Source organism: Geothrix limicola, assembly GCF_030268085.1.
GTDB lineage: Bacteria > Acidobacteriota > Holophagae > Holophagales > Holophagaceae > Geothrix > Geothrix limicola.
Genome location: NZ_BSDE01000001.1, coordinates 725,166 through 743,563 on the forward strand (window position 1 = coordinate 725,166; position 18,398 = coordinate 743,563).

Annotated in this window: 12 protein-coding genes; 4 read left to right on the top strand and 8 right to left on the bottom strand. The window is 67.2% G+C overall.

All coding sequences use genetic code 11. The features are described from left to right. Positions 1-3: 3 nt before the first annotated feature. Both QSJ34_RS03070 and QSJ34_RS03075 read right to left on the bottom strand, forming a co-directional pair. Positions 4-2,451 carry a transporter substrate-binding domain-containing protein gene (locus QSJ34_RS03070; RefSeq protein ID WP_285570141.1) on the bottom strand — a complete coding sequence of 816 codons (2,448 nt, stop codon included), beginning with the start codon at positions 2,449-2,451 and terminating at the stop codon, positions 4-6. A gap of 17 nt (positions 2,452-2,468) precedes the next feature. Beyond that, entirely contained in the window at positions 2,469-3,245 is a 777-nt protein-coding gene (locus QSJ34_RS03075; protein ID WP_285570144.1) for an enoyl-CoA hydratase-related protein, read from the bottom strand. A 47-nt stretch (positions 3,246-3,292) separates the two neighbouring features. Between QSJ34_RS03075 and nadC the strand changes: the two genes are divergently transcribed. Further along, on the top strand, positions 3,293-4,141 hold the full coding sequence (gene nadC / locus QSJ34_RS03080; protein WP_285570146.1) for a carboxylating nicotinate-nucleotide diphosphorylase: 849 nt from the start codon (positions 3,293-3,295) through the stop codon (positions 4,139-4,141). 52 nt (positions 4,142-4,193) lie between these two features. Further along, positions 4,194-6,443 (top strand): S9 family peptidase, encoded by a 2,250-nt coding sequence (locus tag QSJ34_RS03085; RefSeq protein WP_285570149.1) that lies wholly within the window; start codon positions 4,194-4,196, stop codon positions 6,441-6,443. A 47-nt stretch (positions 6,444-6,490) separates the two neighbouring features. Here the strand turns inward: QSJ34_RS03085 and QSJ34_RS03090 are convergent, their stop codons facing one another. The 5 genes from QSJ34_RS03090 to lipB form a co-directional block, all read right to left on the bottom strand. Next, positions 6,491-8,023 carry a TolC family protein gene (locus QSJ34_RS03090; protein ID WP_285570151.1) on the bottom strand — a complete coding sequence of 511 codons (1,533 nt, stop codon included), beginning with the start codon at positions 8,021-8,023 and terminating at the stop codon, positions 6,491-6,493. A gap of 256 nt (positions 8,024-8,279) precedes the next feature. Next, complete coding sequence (locus QSJ34_RS03095; RefSeq protein WP_285570153.1) at positions 8,280-9,419, bottom strand: acyl-CoA dehydrogenase family protein; 1,140 nt, start codon at positions 9,417-9,419, stop codon at positions 8,280-8,282. 142 nt (positions 9,420-9,561) lie between these two features. Continuing rightward, positions 9,562-11,283 (bottom strand): sensor histidine kinase, encoded by a 1,722-nt coding sequence (locus QSJ34_RS03100; RefSeq protein WP_285570156.1) that lies wholly within the window; start codon positions 11,281-11,283, stop codon positions 9,562-9,564. 98 nt (positions 11,284-11,381) lie between these two features. After that, positions 11,382-13,133, bottom strand: a complete 1,752-nt coding sequence (locus tag QSJ34_RS03105) for a sensor histidine kinase (protein WP_285570160.1) — start codon at positions 13,131-13,133, stop codon at positions 11,382-11,384. 64 nt (positions 13,134-13,197) lie between these two features. After that, on the bottom strand, positions 13,198-14,340 hold the full coding sequence (lipB, locus tag QSJ34_RS03110; RefSeq protein ID WP_285570164.1) for a lipoyl(octanoyl) transferase LipB: 1,143 nt from the start codon (positions 14,338-14,340) through the stop codon (positions 13,198-13,200). An 83-nt stretch (positions 14,341-14,423) separates the two neighbouring features. On the opposite strand from lipB, the gene QSJ34_RS03115 reads away from it, so the two are divergent. Both QSJ34_RS03115 and QSJ34_RS03120 read left to right on the top strand, forming a co-directional pair. Continuing rightward, positions 14,424-15,971, top strand: coding sequence for a serine/threonine-protein kinase (locus QSJ34_RS03115; protein ID WP_285570167.1), 1,548 nt, complete (start codon positions 14,424-14,426; stop codon positions 15,969-15,971). Positions 15,972-16,012: 41 nt separating this feature from the next. After that, positions 16,013-17,242, top strand: coding sequence for a BaiN/RdsA family NAD(P)/FAD-dependent oxidoreductase (locus QSJ34_RS03120; RefSeq protein ID WP_285570170.1), 1,230 nt, complete (start codon positions 16,013-16,015; stop codon positions 17,240-17,242). A 142-nt stretch (positions 17,243-17,384) separates the two neighbouring features. Here the strand turns inward: QSJ34_RS03120 and QSJ34_RS03125 are convergent, their stop codons facing one another. Next, a complete protein-coding gene (locus QSJ34_RS03125) occupies positions 17,385-18,395 on the bottom strand; it encodes a type I glyceraldehyde-3-phosphate dehydrogenase (RefSeq protein WP_285570172.1) in 1,011 nt (336 codons plus the stop codon). Positions 18,396-18,398: the final 3 nt, after the last annotated feature.

The following is an 18,398-nucleotide window of genomic DNA, read 5'->3' on the forward strand; positions in this document are numbered from 1 at the left end:
GACTTAGGACTGTTGATCTGAAGATGGGTTGGCGAGATGGAGGATCTCGAGGAGATCCTCCATCTGGAAAGGCTTCTGCAGGAAGCCCGCCAGTCCGCCGGGCGCGTGCTCCGCGGACAGGATCTGGAAGCCGCTGGTGAGGACGATGCGCGCCTTGGGATCGAAGCTGAGGATCTCCGCCGCGGCCGTTCGCCCATCCATCTTCGGCATGGTCAGGTCCATGAGCACGAGGTCGATGCGGGCCCGTTCCTGGCGGTAGAGGACGCAGGCTTCCAGACCGTCCCAGGCTTCCAGCACCTCGTAGCCGGCATGCCGGAGCAAGGCGACGGTGGATTGGCGGACGTCGGGTTCGTCTTCCACCACGAGCACCGTGCCCAGGTCTGGCATCAGTCCGTCGTAGACCGGCCGAGGCTTTTCCGCATCCGGAGGCTGGTCGCTCACGGGAAAGTAGAGGCAGAATTCGGTGCCGGCGCCGGGTTGGCTCTTGATGCTGATGCCCGCGTGATGGGCCCGGAGGATGCCAAGCATGGCGGAGAGCCCGAGGCCGCGTCCGGAGAACTTGGTGGTGAAGAAGGGATCGAAGATGCGTGAGAGTACCTCGGGCGCCATGCCGATTCCGCTGTCCGTCACCCGCAGCGTGACGTAGCGACCCGCCGGAATCTGGGACCCCGGATGGAGGCCGGGAAGCTGGGCGGCTTCCAAGTCCGCGAGGCCCGTGGCCACCCGCACCTCCCCTTCGGCATCGCCGATGGCTTCGGCCGCATTGGTGACCAGGTTCATGACCACCTGCTGGAGCTGGGCGGGATCGGCCTGGATACGGGGCAGGTAGGGGGTGAATTCGAATCGCAGCGTGATCTTCTTCGAGATGGAGACCTTGAGCAGGCTGGCCATGTCGCCCGCGGTCTCGCTGAGGTCCACGGGTTTGACGACGAAGAGGCCCTTGCCCGAATAGGCCAGCATCTGGTGCGTGAGTTCCGCTGCCCGCAGTGACGTGGCCTGGGCGTTGGCGAGGAAGGGCTGGGCCGGATGCCCTTCCGGGGTATGCAATTCCGCAAGCCCCAGATTGCCCATGATGGCCGTGAGCAGGTTGTTGAAGTCGTGGGCGATCCCGCCCGCGAGGATGCCCAGGCTTTCGAGTTTTTGCGATTGCCGGAGGGCCTCCTCCATGGTTTTGCGTTCGGTGATGTTCTCGGATATCCCGAGGAGCAGGGCGGGGCCGTGGTCATCGAAGAGGGGCACCTTCCGCGTGTGGAGCGTGATGTCCCCGAGGGACACCGAAGAGATCCGTTCTTCCTGGATTTCGACGGGGCGCCCTTCGCGTACCACCTCCTCATCCTTGGCACGGAAGAAATCCGCCTGCTCCTTGGGGAAGAAATCGTAGTCGGTCCTGCCCAGCACCTCCTGGCGCGGAAGGCCGAACATCTCTTCGCTGCGGGCGTTCCAGAGCGTGAACACGTAGCCTTTGCGGGGATCCTTCCCGAATATGGCCACGGGCAGGCTTTCGATGACGGTATCGAGGAAGGCTTCGCGGTCCTGGATCTCCTGGTTGGCCTGTCGCAACTGCGCCGTGGCCCGCACCACCTTCCGGCTCAGGGAGCGGTTCCAGACGCCCAGCAGGATCAAGGCCAGGCAGACTGCGGCAAGGACGATCAGCCCGCGGCGGATGAGGAGGGCGCCCGTCCTCGGGTCGGGTTGGAGGGCCCCGAACCAGGCCTTGTAGATGTCGGCGTAGCGTCCCGTCTCGTTGAGGATGGCGAGACCGGTATTGAGCTTGGAAAGCAGGTCCGCGTCACCTTTGCGCGTTGCGAAGCAGAGCTGCCGGGTCATCAGAGGGCCGCCGGCCGTGCGGATGGTCAGGTGTTCGCGTTTGGCGAGACCCAGGCCCTCCAACTGCGGGGCCGCCGCTGCATCGGCCTCGCCGCTGGCGAGACGGCGGAGGGCCTCGGGTTCGGAACCCACGGGCAGCAGCTCCGAATCCAGGCCGAGCGAGCGGAGATGATCGTGCATCTGGCTCTGCCGTTCCACGAGGATCCGGTGGCCCTTGAGCTGGCTTGCATCCTGGATTCGCAGGTCCCCGTTGCGCACGAAGATGGCGTAGTGAACCACCAGATGGGGCGTGGAGAAGTCGGCGAAGGCCTCCCGCGCCTTGGAGTGGAGCAGGCCCGCGAGGACATCGACGCGTCCCTCGCGGAAGGCGCTGAGGGTGCCATCCCAGGTATCGGCCCGGAATTCCAGGTCCAGCCCTTCCAGCTCGGCGACCGCCCGCATCAGGTCGATGTCGTAGCCCTCGGGCTGTCCCTTCGCGTCCAGATATTCGTAGGGGGGGAAGTCGCGGTTGATTCCGACGACAACCTTTCGTCCCCCTGTGGATGAAGGGGGCGCCGGAACCAGGCAGAGTCCCGAAAAACAAGCGATGGCCAGGATCCGCAGGGCTCGGAGAAGGGTCGTCATCGGGGAATCAGCGGGGCCTAGAGCCCCTTGAATTGCGCGGTCCGCTTCTCGAGGAAGGCGCCCATGCCCTCCTGCATGTCCTGGGTGGCGGCCAGGAGGCCGAACAGGGCGGCCTCGTACTGAAGCCCCTGCTCCTGGGGCATCTCAAGGCCTTCGTGCACGGCGGCGAGGGCGCTGCGGAGGGCCAGGGGACCGCGCGAAAGGACGGTCTTTGCCAGCTTCTCGGCAGCGGCCTTGAGCTCGGCCTGGGGCACCACGCGGCTCACGAGCCCCATGCGCAGGGCATCGGCGGCGGGCGTCATCTCGCCGCTGAGGATCATGTCCAGGGCCACGCCCTTGCCCACGAGGCGTGGGAGGCGCTGGGTGCCGCCGTAGCCGGGGATGATGCCCAGGCTCACCTCGGGCAGGCCGAAGCGGGCGTTCTCGCTGGCGATGCGGATGTGGCAGGCCAGGGCCAGTTCGCAGCCGCCGCCCAGGGCGAAGCCGTTCACGGCGGCGATGACGGGCTTGGGCATGGCCTCGATGCGCTGGAAGACGGCCTGGCCGCGCAGAGCCTGGACGCGGGCGGAAGCGGAATCCAGGCTTTTCAGCTCGGAGATGTCGGCGCCGGCCACGAAGGCCTTTTCGCCCGCGCCCGTCACCACGACCACGCCCACTTCGGCGTCGTGCTCCAGGTCTGCGAAGACCTGCTCGAGCTCCTTCAGTACGTCGTTGTTCAAGGCGTTGAGTTTTTCGGGCCGGTTCAGGGTGATCCAGGCAATGCGATCAGATTTCTCGACGAGAACAAAGGACATGGGGACTCCGGGTTTGGAATGATTGTAGGCTGAACCCGGAGTGATCGATGTTCCATCCGCCGCACCCCGAAACCTACCGCGACCAGCTCCGTGCCTTCCTGCGCGAGGACTGGGGCACCCAGGACTGGACCACGGCAGCGGTTCCGGACCGGCCCATGACGGCCCGGCTGACGGCCAAGGAGAACCTCGTGCTGGCGGGTCTTCCCATGGCGGCGGAGGTCCTCCGCCTGGCCTGTCCCGCCATCACCCTCGAAGTGCCCCGGGGCGACGGCCAGAAGGTGCTGGCGGGCACGGAAGTCATGCGCCTCCGCGGGTCCAGCCACGGCATCCTCCTCGTCGAGCGCGTGATGTTGAACCTGCTGCAGCGGCTGTCCGGTACGGCCACGCTCACCCGGAAATTCGTCGATGCCATCGAAGGCACGGGGGCCCGCGTGCTCGACACGCGCAAGACCACGCCCGGCCTCAAGCTGCTGGAGAAATACGCCGTGCGTTGCGGCGGCGGCGTGAACCACCGGCTCGGCCTGGGTGACGGAGTGCTCCTCAAGGAGAACCACCTGGCGGCCGTGGGCGGCATCCGGGCGGCGGTGGAGGCGGCGCGGCGCGTGGCGCCCAACCTGGTGAAGATCGAAGTCGAAGTGGAGAACCTGGGCCAGCTCAAGGCCTGCCTGGAACTGCCGGATGTGGACGGTGTTCTCCTCGACCACATGGATCTGAACCAGATGCGGGAGGCCGTGGCCCTCCGCGACCGGAGCGGGCGGCGGCTCTTCCTGGAGGCCAGCGGCAATATCACGCTGGACCGGGCGCGGGCCGTAGCCGAGACGGGCGTGGATTTCCTCAGCGTCGGGGCCCTCACGCACAGCGCGCCCTCCGTGGATCTCAGCCTGCGCATGGACTGAAGCCTGGCATCCGGCCATGATGAAAGCCTCAATTAACGAGGCAGGAGGGGGCATGCGTTCGATGCGATGGGCGGGGATCCTGGGAGCCCTGGTGTGGATGGGTTCCCTGACGGCCCAGACGGCGGTTCCGGCTGCGGCGCCAGCCACCGTTCCGGGGACGCGCCCCATGACCTTCATGGATGTGATGGAGATGCGCGCCGTGGGCGGTGGCCAGCTCTCGCCGGATGGTGCCCGTGTCGTCTACACCGTGAGCATCCCTCATTGGAAATCAGGCAAGGCCTATACGGACCTCTTCGTGGCGGACGCGGCCACTGGCGCGGCGCGGCAGATGACCTTCACGCGGGAGAAAAATGAAACGGCCCCGCAGTGGGCGCGGGACGGCAAGCGCGTCGCCTTTCTCAGCGACCGCGACGGCGCCCAGCAGGTCTACCTGATGTCGATCGAGGGCGGCGAGGCGCGGAAGCTGACGGAGGCCAAGGACGGCGTGCACGCCTTCGCCTTCAGCCACGATGGGAAATGGCTGGCTTTCAGCGCCGGGAAGGCTGAGGACCGTCAGATCTCGCTCATCGATCTGGCCTCGGAGGACCTCGCGGTGGCGGCCCTTCCCAAGCACGCCACGCCCATCCGGGATTTCGCCATCAGCGATGATGGTGCGCGGATCTACTTCACCAGCGCCGACCGGCTGGACAAGGATGACGTCAAACGCAAAGAGAAGAAGTTCGACGTGCGCGTCGCGGATCCGGAGCAGCCCCCGGTGCATCTCTGGTCCATCGGACTGAAGGACCGGACGGAGAAGCGTTGGACCGAAGGGGGCGACCTGACCCTCACCTCCTTCCAGATCTCGAAGAACGGCCACTGGGCCTCGTACCGGGCCCACCCCGCCGGGCGCCGCACGGGCGACATCACCCAGGAGGAGGCGAGCCTCCACCTGCTGGACCTGGAATCCGGCAAGACCCGTCAGGTGCAGGAGAAGTTTGCGGGCTTTTCGGCCTTCTCCCCGGACGGCCAATGGCTCGTCTACGCCGCGCCCGAGCGCTTCGACCGCCTTCGCAACGAAAAGCTCTGGGCGCTGCCCACGGCGGGAGGAGCGGCCCGGAACCTGATGGCCGGGAAGGATATGAGCGTTGCCAGCGCCAGCTGGAGCGAAGATTCCAGCACCCTCTACTTCACCGAGGGCCTGGGTGCGGACCAGCACCTCTTCTCGCTGTCGCTGGGCACGGGCGCGATGACCCAGCTGACGCACATGACGGGCGTGGTTGGAGGGGCCTACCACGCGGAGGCGAAAGCCTTCCTGCTCAGCTTCAGCACGCCGAAGCAGCCCCAGGACTACTACGTGGCCAAGCCGCAGACGGTGGGATCTTCGGCGGCCTGGGTGAAGGTGTCGAACGCGAATCCCCAGGTGGCCAAGTTCTCCCTGGCGGAGACGGACACGATCCGGTGGAAGGCGAAGGATGGCGTGACGGTGGAAGGTCTGCTCATCAAGCCCCTCGATTACGTGAAGGGGAAGCGCTATCCGCTCATCGTGCAGCTCCATGGAGGGCCCGCCTCCGCGGAGATGAACGGGTTCCAGGCCCGCTACGTGACCTACCCGCACATCTATGCGGCGGCGGGCTACCTGGTGCTGCAGCCCAACTACCGCGGCTCGACGAATTATGGCGAGGCCTTCATGCGCCAGATCGGCGGCAACTTCATGCGCCTGTCCTACGGCGACATCCTGAGCGGCGTGGACCACCTGATCGAGATGGGCCTCGCGGATCCGGACAAGCTCGGCATGATGGGCTGGAGCGCGGGCGGGCACCTGTCCAGCTGGACCCTCACCCAGACGGACCGCTTCAAGGCCATCAGCACCGGGGCAGGGGCCGTGAACTGGATTTCGATGTACGCGGAAAGCGACGTGCAGAGCGTCCGCGAGTTCTATCTGGGCGGGAAACCCTACGAGGCCTGGGACAACTTCATCCAGGAATCGGCGCTGAAGTACATCAAGAACGCCAAGACGCCCACCCTGATCCATGTGGGCGAGGCCGATCAGCGCGTGCCCAAGCCGCAGAGTGACGAGCTCTACATGGCCCTCAAGAAGCTGGGGGTGCCCGTGGAGTACCTCGTCTATCCCGGCATGCCCCACGGCCTCACCGAGCCCCGCTACCAGATGGTGAAGATGGTCGCCGAGTTCAACTGGTTCCAGAAATGGATCAAGGGCCAGAAGGAATGGTTCGACTGGAAGACACTGCTGGACACGCTGCCCGCGGACGCGGAGACCAAACCGGAAACACCGGCAGGCTCCGCCACTGCGCGGCGGAGGTAACGAAAACGGGCCCCGATCGGGGCCCGTTTTCGCAAGGTGAGAAGCTCTTACTTCACGGACAATTTGCGTGCTTCGAGCAGGTTGCCCACGGCCTGTTCGAGGGCCGTGACACCCTTGGCGTAGTTGATCTGGGCCTGGAGTTCGTTGCCCTTGGCCGTGTTGAGGTCGTTCAGCTTGGAGAGGACGAGGAAGTTCGTGCTCATGCCGTTTTCGAACTTCTTCTTCTCGGCGTCGAGATCCTTCTCGCGGAAGATGCGGGTCTTTTCCGCGGCCTTCACGCCCTTTTCGGCGGCCTCGATGTTGCGGATGGACTGTCGCACCTGGAGGCGGATGGCCAGTTCCTGGTCCTGCAGGTTCAGCTCGCTGCTGTGACGGGCGGCCCGAGCCTGGTAGAGGCTGCCCCTGGCCGCGTGGTTCTGGATGGGCATGGAGAACTGGAGCCCGATGGAGTAGCCGGGATTCTTGCCCTGGGTCAGGTCCTTGTTCACGGGGGAGAGGGTGTCGTAGTTGGAGGCCGTGCCGTTGTAGCCGAGGCTGAGGTCCAGCTGAGGCAGGAGGCGGTTGTTCGCGGCGTTCTCGAGGACGTTCTTGGACTGGAGATCCAGGCGGGCGTTCTTGAGTTCCACACGGCGGTCGAGGGCCATGCGTTCGGCCTCGTCCTCCTTGAGCGCGGTATGGCTGAGGGTGGGCGCGTCGGTCAGTTCGAGACCGGCGGGGCGTTCCGAGCCGGGATAGAGCGCGCGGATGAGGGCATCCTTGGCGTTCAGCAGCTGGGCCTCGGCGGCGATGATGTCCTGCTCGGCCTGGGCGACGGAGGCCTCGGAGGAGGTCACTTCGATGGGCGCCAGGGTGCCGACGTCCACGCGGATCTGGTTCTCCTTGAGCTGCTTCTGGGCCAGCTCCAGGGCCTGCTGCTTGTTCTCGAGGTTGCGCTGGGCGAAGACCACATCCCAGTACTGGGATTCGGTGCTCGCCACCAGGTTGATGATGGAGAGCTGGAAGGCGTAGTCCGCGGACTTGGAACCCAGCTTGGCCACGATCAGGTTTGCGCCGGTGACATCGCGCCCGAAGCCCCGCAGCAGGTTCTGCGTGTAGGACGCGCCGAAGGTGCCCGTGTAGGGGAGCGAGCTCGAAACGTTGGCGCCGGGGAAGGTGCTCGTCGCCAGGTAGTGCGAGGTGCTCGAGTTGTAGGTCGGGTTGTAGTTCAGCTGGAAGGTGCCGCCCCAGTCGAAGGGCTTGTTCAGGCCCAGGCTCCAGCTGCGATAGTCGTTGGTGGTGTTGCCCGAGGCCGTCTGCAGGCCCAGCTGCTTGTCCTCGAAGGTGGACTTCGAGTGGCTGATGCTAAGGTTGCTGCCCAGGTTCCAGTCGAAGCTGCCGAGGGCGAGGGTCTCGCCCGCCTGGGTGGAGATCCGGGACTGCTTGGCGATCTCGACCTGCAGATTGTTCTTCAGCGAGGTCTCGATGGCATCCTGCAGGCTCAGTTTGATGCCCGCGGCTTTCGGAGCATCGGCCTTGGGAGCGTCCTGGGCCACCAGGGAGAAGGCCACCAGCAGGGCCGGGAGGATCGGAAGACGCGTCATCACCACTCCTTGAAGATCGAAAAGAGCTGCCACAGGGACAGGCTGCCTACGGACGAGTGCAGGGGCCGGTTTAGATTAACCCAGCAAGCAGGATGCCTCCCTCGCTAGATGAGGGCAAGTTCTATTTCATCAGATGTTGAAAAGTCGATTCGCGGCTTGACCGTGAATCGGCGTGGGGGCCCGGGGTGTGCGCAAAGCGCGCCCATAGGTCCTCGTGACGCATGCGTTGCGAGGGGAACCCCCGGAGCAGAAATGTCTACTTCAACAACTCCCGGGCGATGACCATGCGCTGGATCTCGCTGGTGCCTTCGTAGATGGTGGTGACGCGCACATCGCGATAGAGGCGCTCGACGAGGTATTCGCGGGAATAGCCGTAGCCGCCGTGAATCTGCACGGCGCGGTCGCAGAGCCAGACGGCGCTTTCGGTGGTGAAGAGCTTGGCCGTGGCGGCTTCCACAGTGCAGGTCTTCCCCGCCTCCTTGAGCGAGGCGGCGCGGTAGACCAGCAGGCGCGAGGCCTGGAGGCGGGCCTCCATCTCGGCCAGGTAGGTCTGGATCATCTGATGCTCGCCGATGGCCTTGCCGAAGGAGCGGCGGGCCTTGGCGTAGGTCACGCTCTCATCCATGGCCCGCTGGGCGATGCCGAGGGCCTGGGCCGCGATGCCGATGCGCCCGCCGTCGAGGCCGCCGAAGGCCACCTTGAGGCCGTCGCCGGGCTTGCCCAGCATGGCGTCCTCGGGTACGAAGGCGTCCTCGAGGGCCACCATGACGGTCTTGCTGGAGCGCAGGCCCATCTTTTCTTCGGGGCGGCCCATGACGACGCCAGGCTGGTCGGCGTCGAGGATGAAGGCGCTGATGCCCTTCTTGCCCTTGTCGGGATCCGTGCGGGCCATGGTGACGAAGTAGCGGCCCACGCCGCCGTTGGTGATCCAGGCCTTCGCACCGTTCAGTTTCCAGCCGCCGTCCACCTTGGTGGCACGGGTCTTCAGGGCCGCGGCATCCGAACCCGCGTCGGGTTCGGTGAGCATGAAGCCGCCCAGCAGCTCGCCGCTGGCCAGAGGCTTGAGGTACCTCTGCTTCTGGGCCTCGTTGCCGAAGGCCAGGATGGGCGCGCAGGCCACAGAATTGTTCACGCTCATGGTCACGGCCACGGAGGCATCCGCGTAGGCGATCTGCTCCAGGGCGAGAATGTAGCTGAGGAAGTCCACACCCGCGCCACCGTAGGCCTCGGGCACGGTCATGCCGAGAAATCCCATCTCGCCCAGCTGCTTCAGGATGGCCTTGGGAAATTCACCGCTGGCGTCGCGTCCCGCGGCGCCGGGATCGATTTCGGACATCGCGAAATCGCGGGCGGCCTCACGAATCGCAGACTGATCCTCAGTGAATTGGGGAAACATGGGCACTCCGGAGAATGCCTTAGGTTAGCAAGCCCCCTTCCTGGCCCGGCTGGAGCGCGGGTAGCGAGGCCGCGAACCACAGACCGCAGTCAAAGGATGTGGCGGTGGGTAGTCCTGACGGCGCTCGGTCTGTGCGGCTTTGTCAGCCGGCCGGGGCGAACCGCAGCGTGAACCGAGAGCCCAGGCCCGGCTGGGAATCCACCTGGATGGAGCCTCCGGCTTCTTCCATCAGGTAGCGCACCGAGGCCAGGCCGAGGCCCGTGCCCTTTCCGGCGATCTTGGTGGTGAAGAAGGGCTCGAAGATGTGGGCCTGGACCTCGGGTGGCATGCCCTCCCCCGTGTCGCTGACTTCCAGGCAGGCAACGGGAGGGACAGCCTGGTCATCCAGCCAGACCCTCAGGCTGATGAGTCCCCCCTTCGGCATGGCGTCGCGGGCGTTCCCTACCAGGTTCACGAGGATCTGTTCGATCTGGGGCCGCGATCCGCGGATCCGGATCGGTCCTTCGCCCAGGTCCAGCTTCAGGGAGAGCTTTCGCGTGAGCAGCATGCGCAGGATGGGTTCGAGGCTGGAGACCTCCTCCACCAGCTCCAGGCTTCCAAGAACCTCCTCCTCCTGGCGCGCGAAGGCCATGAGCCGGCCAGTCAGGGCGGCGGACTGATCCGCGGCCACCAGGATCCGGTCCAGATCCGACACCGAAGGGGTCTCCCCCTCTTCCACCTGCATGCGCGCCAGCTCCGCGCAGCCGCGGATGCCGGTGATCGCGTTGTTCAGATCGTGGGTCAGGCCCGCCCCGAGTAGGCCCAAGGCGTTCATCCGCTCATTGCGCAGCATGATCCGCTGCAGGTCCTCCAGGGAGCGGGTTCGCGAGAGCACGCGCTCCTCCAGCTTTTCATTGGCGTTCCGAACGGCGCGGATCAGCAGGAACTGGCGGACGAGCATGAGGGCACTGATGGTCATGAATCCGGCCAGTGGCGCCGGGAAGTGATTCTGGCGCCGGAAATCCGAGGCGATGAGCACTCCGCCGGCGGCGATGAAGGGCAGGTAGAGCAGACCATCCACCATGGGAAAGCGCAGGCGGGGCGCCTCCTCGGGGACTTCGACCGGCGCCCGCAGCCAGGCCGCCGCGACGTAGGACAGGGGCGCGCTCACCACCATGCCGAAGAAGGGCGAGGGCTGGATCATGGCCCGGGCGTCGAAAAGGTAGGGACGAAGCAACACGAGGATCGTGACGGTGGCCACCGCGGCCAGGAAGATCCACCCCACGGGGCCCCGCACGCGACGGGGATCGTCGGCCAGGAGGTAGGTGACCACGCCGCCGACGATGGCCACGCGGACTCCCAGCCCCATCATGCGGACGTAGAGGGGCCACTGGCCGTGATCCAGTTCCTGGAAGAGCGCCGTCGTCCAGAGCACCAGGAAGAGAGAGCACCCGAAGATCAGGCAGCCCAGGAGGTTCATGTACCGGTGGCTCGTTCGCGCCGAGGTCTGCAGGGGCCAGCTCAGCAGCGCCCAGGCCTGCATCAGGGCGATGACCAGTTGAAGCAGGAAGTAGAGCCGCTCAGCCGTGGACACCTCGATGAGGGGTGATGGGGTGAAGAGCAGCACGGCATTGGAGCCCATGACGCCCAAAAAGCTGAGGGTCAGCAGCAGCCAGCCCCGTTGCTCGGGCCCGGGTTCGCGGGCGCGGACGACGAGGAAGGCGAAGGCCACGAGGTTGGATAGGCCGAGACCCAGGCCCACCGCGGGTTGGACCAGCCTCGGCGGCAACCCCGAGACCAGCCAGCCAAAGGCGGCCATCAGCACCAGGGCTCCCGCCAGGAGGAGGAGCGGGCGAAGGGCCCTGGCTGGCGAAGGAGGGATCATGGCGACCTGCACCGGGTGGCCGGCAAGGAAGGGCTGGATCGGGATGTGGCTCGGAGGGGCAGGGGTGATTGTAGGCGCTTCGCAGGCCGGGAAGACGACTAGCCCTCGGCTACAGGAAACCGGAGCATGAAGGTGGTGCCCACGCCCGGCTGGGAGGTCACGCTCAGATCCCCGCCCAGGTTGTGCATCAGCTGGCGCACCGAAGGCAGACCCAGACCCGTGCCGCGGCCCGGGGCCTTGGTGGTGAAGAAGGGGCTGAAGATTTTGGCCTGCACCTCCGGCGGCATCCCTTCGCCCGTATCCTCCACCTCCACGCAGGCCAGGGGTTTTCCGGCGAAGAGGATCCGGGAAAGCCGGATGGTGATATCGCCGCCCTGGGGCATGGCGTCCCGGGCATTGGACACCAGGTTCACGAAGATCTGTTCGATCTGGGTGCGGGAACCGAGGATCGGCACGGTGGTCTCGCCCAGCTCCAGGCGCAGGCTGCACTGCCTTCCGAGGAGCATGCGCAGGATCGTCTCCATGTGCGAGAGCTCGTCCCGCAGGCAGATCGAGGCGTGGGGCTCATCCTCGCTGCGTCCAAAGCTCATGAGCCGGCGGGTGAGCGCGGTCGACTGGTCCGCGGCGACGAGGATATGCGCCAGATCCTTGCCTTCGGGGGCCTGGCCCTCTTCGAGCCTGGCCATGGCGAGTTCGGCGCAGGCCCGGATGGTGGCCAGGGCGTTGTTGAGATCGTGAGCCATGCCAGCGCCCAGCACGGCCATCGCATTCATGCGTTCGGTCCTGAGCATGGTTTCCTGCATGGCTTCGAGATCATGGGTTCTCGCCATCACGCGGGATTCCAGGGCCGCGGAAAGCCGCTGGAGGTCGCGCAACGCGAGCATGCCGCGGAAGAGCCCCAGACCCGCCATGGTGGTGCCCATGGCGAGCAGGGGTGCATCCAGGGTGGAGGGCGCCCAGGCCAGAGCCGCCAGGACCACGGCCAGGGCGAGGGCGGCGGGCAGCATGGGCAGCATCAGCGCGCCGATGGACCGGTCCTGGACCTCGACGTCCGGGGGATGTCCCGGCTCCACGGGGAAGGGCGCCATGGGGGCCAGCAGGATGAAGATGGCCGCCAGCAGGACCAGCAGATCGAGGGAATCGCCGAGGCGGTACTGGCCGACGAGGACGAGCGGAACCTGAAGGGTGATCTGGAGCAGGGAGGCCGCGAAGCCCATCGTCACCCATCCGAGGGGTCCCCGGAACCGCGAGGTCCGGCGTGCGCCAAGGTAGACGCAGATGCCCAGGATCGTCGCGTTGCCGAGGAAGAAGACCACCATGGCGCCGCGCTCTTCGGGGGAGGATCCGGGCCTGTGGAAGAGCGGGCCCAGGGCCAGGAACCAGCCGATGAAGAAGGCCGACATGCCTGCGCCGAGGCCATCCATGCCCTTGCGCCAGCGCTCCGATCCCGAGGCGGAGGCCAGGGGCCAGGCGAGCAGGGAGGCGGCGATCAGGATCAGGGTAAGGACGGAGAGCAGATCGCCCCAGGACGGGAAGGGCGGTGCGGTTCCGTACCGCAGGATGCTGAAGGTGGCCCAGGCCTGGTTGAGCGTCTGCGCGAACAGGCCCGCGGCGATGCCCTGCCAGCCCCACCGGGCGTCGCGCTCCTTGCGGGCGCGGGCAAGGGCGAGGATGCCCGCATGGGCGAAGATGATCGTGTTCAGGGCGTTCAACGCCAAGCCCCGGGCGCCCGGCGCGAGGACGAGCAGCAGGGCCGGGCCCAACAGTCCGTAGGCCAGGACCAGCCAGGGCGCGGACTTCGGCCAGGAGCCGAAGGCGTCGGGCGGAGGGTGGGTGTCCGGGGGGAGCATGTCGGTTCTCAGGAATCCATCGGTCCAGCTGAGCCGCGCCATGAGTCCAGGGTGCGGCGCGCCCTCAGGCCTCCAGGGCCTTCCTCAGCAGGCCTACGGCGGCCTTGGAGCCCTCCCACTTCATGCGCTCCTGCGCCTCGTCCAGGCCGCACCACAGGTATTCGCTGTGCTCGGCCGGCTCCAGGCGGACCTCGGCCCCGGGCGCGACTTCCATCGAGAAACAGGTCTCGGTGTTGAAGCGCGGTTCCCCGTCGGGGAAATGCACGATGGAGGGATCCACCCAGAAGCTGTGGGACAGGCCCAGGGGCCTCAGGGTGCCCGCGAGGCCCGTCTCTTCCATCAGTTCGCGGTGGGCGGTCTGTTCGGGGACCTCGCCGGGCTCCATCATGCCGGTGACGCTCTGCCACCAGAGCCCGTGGGCGGGTACGCGCAGCATCATGAGGATCTCCGGGCCCGAGGGGCCCCGGCGCCAGGTGAGGGCCGACACGCTGTGGCTGGGCTCCCGCGTGGGCTGGAGGTCCAGGGCCAGGCAGGCGATGAGGTGGGCCTGCAGGTGGTCCGCGGCCTCCTGCCAGGTGGGCGCGGCGTCGCCCAGCAGAGAGGCCAGGCTGCACACGCCCTTGTCCGTGAAGCCGCAGGGCGTGATCCAGCGGAAGTGATCGAGGTTCGGCCGCACGTTGAAGGCGATGCCGTGGGTGCTGATCCAGCGGCTGAGGTGGAGGCCGATGGCGCCGAGCTTTTCCAGGCCACCGCCCGGTCGGTATTTGGCCGTCTCGACCCAGATCCCCGGCGCGCCCTTGAGGCGGTCGGCCACCACGCCGAAATCCGCGGCCGTGCGGATCATGGCCTCTTCGAGCCCGCGCACGAGCTTGCCCACGTCTTCGCGGCCGCCACGCAGGTTGCAGATGGGGTAGGCGACGATTTGTCCGGGGCCGTGGTAGGTCACCTCGCCCCCGCGATCCGTGCGGTGCACGCTGACGCCCTGGGCGCGGAGGAAATCGTCACTCATGTGAATGTCGGCGGGCGTCGCATTGCGGCCGAGGGTGAAGACCGGGTCGTGCTCCAGGATCACCAGCTGATCGGGCCGGTTCTCGGCGTTGACGTATTCGGCCAGGGCCTTTTGCATGCGGAGGCCGGCGGGATAGAACACCCTTCCGAAGCGGCGCAGCTGGGCAGGGCGGGGGACGGTGAAGCCGATCTCTGACATGGGGGTAGTGTACCCGCAGGCCGGGACCTGCCACCTCAGCCTTCATCTCTCTGCCATCATCCCCCTAGCATCATCGAGGTGCGATGAGTCCGGAACCTTCCACCATCGGCCGCTATCAGGTCCGCGGCGTACTCGGCTCGGGGGCGATGGGGACGGTCTACCTGGCCGAGGATCCCCTGCTCAAGCGTCCCCTGGCCATCAAGGTGGTGCGCGAGGGGACGGGTGGGGACGAGGTGCTGCAGCGCTTCAAGCGCGAGGCCGAGGTCTCCGCCAGCCTGAACCATCCGAATGCCATCACGGTCTTCGACGTGGGCGAGGAACCGGGCCTGGGGCCATTCCTGGCGATGGAATACATCGATGGAGAACCCCTGTCCGATCGGATCAGGCGGGGCCCCCTGGGTCCGGACGAGGCCGTGGGGCTGCTGCTGCAGGCGGGAGCGGCCCTGGAGGCCGTGCACGCCCTCGGCATCGTCCACCGGGACATCAAGCCCGAGAACTTCATGGTGGCTCGCGATGGCCGCCTGAAGCTCATGGATTTCGGCATCGCCCGGGGCGATCAGGCTCGGCTCACCAGCACGGCGACCTTCCTGGGAACCCCGGCCTACGCGGCCCCGGAGGTGCTGAACGGCGCCCGGGCCACGGAGGCCACGGACCGCTGGTCCCTCGCGCTCACGGCCCTGGAGATGCTCAGCGGACGTCTGCCCTTTTCGGCTGATAGCGTGGGCGCGCTGGTCTACCGCATCGCCCACGAGGATCCCGTGTTTCCCGAGGGCATGGACCCCGGGCTGCGGCGGGTCTTCCAACAGGCCCTGGCCAAGGATCCCGCCGCCCGCTTCCCGGATCAGAAGCGCTTTATGCGGGCCCTCATCGAAGCCCTGCCGCTGAGTCCCGACGTCATGCGCAGCAGCCTGGCCCACCTGGAATCCCCCGCCGTGGTAAAGCCCGCCGCCACCCTGCAGATGGAGCTTCCGGCCAGACCCTCGCCGAATCGCCGCTTCCGCTGGTTGTGGATCGGTGCGGGGTTGGGATTGGCCCTCCTCATGGGGATCGCCTACCTGCTCCTCGAGCCGAGTCGGGAGCTGTCCATCGAATCCCAGCCCAGCGGCGCGGAAGTCTACCTCGACGGCCGGCCGCTGGGGAGAACGCCGCTGCGCCAGGTGGTGAAGGGCAAGGCCGACCGGGTGCGGGTGGAGCTGCCGGACTACCTGCCGGAGGAGATCGCGCTGCGTCCCGAGGATCGGCAGCTCGGCGTCAACCTCGAGCCCGCGCCCTTCGAGGTGGCCGTCGCCACCGAGCCGCCCGCAGCGGAGGTGTTCCTCGATGGGGCCTCCAAGGGACGCGCTCCCATGTCGGTCGAAGTGCCCGGCAGTGGCACCCATCAGCTGCGCCTGGTCCTGGAAGGCTACGAGCCCTGGAGCCTCATCCCCGAGCGTCGCAAACCCCTGCCCAATCCCGTGGTCCTCCAGAAGATCCCGGCCGAGACAGCTCCTGTGCCGGTCCGGAAGGTCGAGGAGAAGAAAGCTCCGACCAAGAAGCGTCCGCCTCGAAAGGCCGAAGCCAAGACAGAGCCGGCGCCTCCGGAAGAGGAAAGCAAGGTCAAGAAATTCTTCCGGGACCTTCTCAAGAAGTAGTCGCCAGCTCTGGTGGTGACCGCATGGGCCATGATGGAGGCATGGCGAAGATTATCGTGGTGGGCGGAGGCGCGGCGGGGCTGGTGGCGGCCTGGCGGGCAGCCTCGCTGGGGCATGCGGTCCAGTTGCTGGAGGCGAACGGCCGCCTGGGCGTGAAGCTCCGCATCAGCGGTGGCGGCAAGTGCAACATCACCCACGATGGCCCGCCGAAAGCGCTGCTGTCGGCCTTCTCTAAGGCGCAGGCGCGGTTTCTCCGTCCCTCGCTGCACGCCTTCGACAACGCCGCGGTGCTTGATCTGCTGCGCCGTGAGGGCGTGGAGACCTACACACGCGACAACGGCCGCGTCTTTCCGCTGGACCGTCCGGGCAGCGCCGGCGCCGTGGTGGCGGCCTTCGAGACCCTGGCGCACCGGGTCGGCGTAGATGTGCGGACCGGTGCCCGCGTGACGGCCCTGCAGGGGCGCGCGCCCCGGCTGGAGGGGCTGCTTCTCAATGGGGAGCCTCTCCACTGCGATGTCTACGTGCTGGCCACGGGGGGCGCCAGCTATCCGGAAACGGGCACGCGCGGCGAGGTGCTGGGCTGGCTCAAGGGGCTGGGGGTGCCCGTCCTGCCTTGGTTTCCGGCCCTTGCGCCCATCCCGTTGCAGCGCCCGAGGCCCAGTTGGGAAGGCGTGTCGCTGCGGGAGGGCGACCTGCGTCTCCAGGCTGGGCCCGAGGGCCGGCGCCTGGAGACCTTCGCGGGCGACATCGTGTTCACCAAGGCTGGCATCAGCGGTCCCGCGGCGCTGGAGCTGAGCCAGGCCACGGAACGCGCCCGCCGCGAAGGCGCGGCTTGGCTGACCTATGCCTCGATCCGGGAGCTTCCCGAAGCGGTGGACGCGGCCCTGCAGGCCGAGCAGCGCACCAATCCGCGCCTGCTGGCGGCCACCTGGATCCAGCGTCACCTGCCGGAACGCCTCGTTGAACCGCTGCTGCAGGAGGCCGGAATCGACCGCGGCCTGATGCTGAAGGACCTGTCGAGAAGCGCGCGGAAGGCCCTGGTGGCGTTGGCCACGGCGCTGCCCCTGGGCGAACCCCAGGCGGTGCCCCTGGCCCGCGGCGAGGTGGCCGCGGGCGGCGTCGACCTCGGCGCCGTCGATCCACGCACCATGGCCCTGCGCGGCTGGGACAACCTGCGCATCTGCGGCGAGCTGCTGGATATCGACGGCCCTGTGGGCGGCTACAACCTGCAGGCCGCCTTCAGCACGGGCTACGCTGCGGGCACGCTTTAGAAACGGACTCACCACGGAGACACTGAGGGCACCGAGGAACCGCGGAGGTGAATAAAGAGAGGTGTGCGAAGGGCCTAACCCAACTTCGCCCCACTGAGTCTCCCTGTTTTTCTCCGTGTCTCCGTGGTGGATCTTTATCCGTTCAGATCCGTCCCACCAGATCCATCACGAGGTCGCAGAGCCTTGCGGCGTAGCCGGTCTCGTTGTCGTGCCAACCGAAGACCTTCACGAAGCGCTTTCCCAAGGTCATGGTGAGGTCCAGGTCCATCACGACGCTTTCGGTGCGGCCCGTGATGTCGCAGCTGACGGTGTGGGGTTCGGCGAGGGCGACGAGGCCCTTCCACGGGCCCCGGGCGGCGGATTCGAAGGCGGCACGGAGGCTCGCGACGTCGACGTCCCGGCGGAGGGTGGCGACCAGATCCACGAGGTTGACGCTGAGGGAGGGCACGCGGATCGCGGCGCCGCCGAAGCCCGTGGGCAGGGTCGGCATGACGCGGTGCAGGGCGCCGAAGGCGCTCGACGTGGTGGGGATGATGCTCTGGAAGGCCGCGCGGCTCCGGCGGCGATCCTTGTGGGGCAGATCCAGCAGGCGCTGATCGTTGGTGACGACGTGCACCGTGCTCATGCCCGCCTGGTCGAGGCCGAAGGCGTCTTCCAGGATCTTCAGCATGGGGGCCGTGGCGTGGGCCGTGCAGCTGGCGTTGGAGATGACGCGATGGCGCGCCAGGTCCAGCTCGGCGCCGTTCACCGGGGCGATCACGGTGAGATCGGCATCGGGGCTGGGGGCGCTGATGACCACGTGGGACACGCCGGCTTTCAGATGCCGGGCCGCGTCCGCGCGGTGCGTGAAGCGGCCGCTGGCCTCCACCACCAGGCGCGTTTCATCCGGGAAGGGGATCAGGGCGGGATCGAGGGCGTGGTAGAGGGGCACGCGGCGCTCGCCGAGAATTAAATAGTCCTGGCCGGATTCGGTCTGGCCTTCGATGGGCAGGGCGCTGGGGCCGTGCACGGAATCGCGGCGAAGCAGGTGGACGACCTGATCGAGGGGCGCGGGATCGTTCACGGCGCAGAGGCATTCGGGCGCCCCGGCACCGAGGCGCCGGACCGCGAGGCGACCGATGCGGCCAAGACCGTTGAGGGCGATGTGCTTCATCGT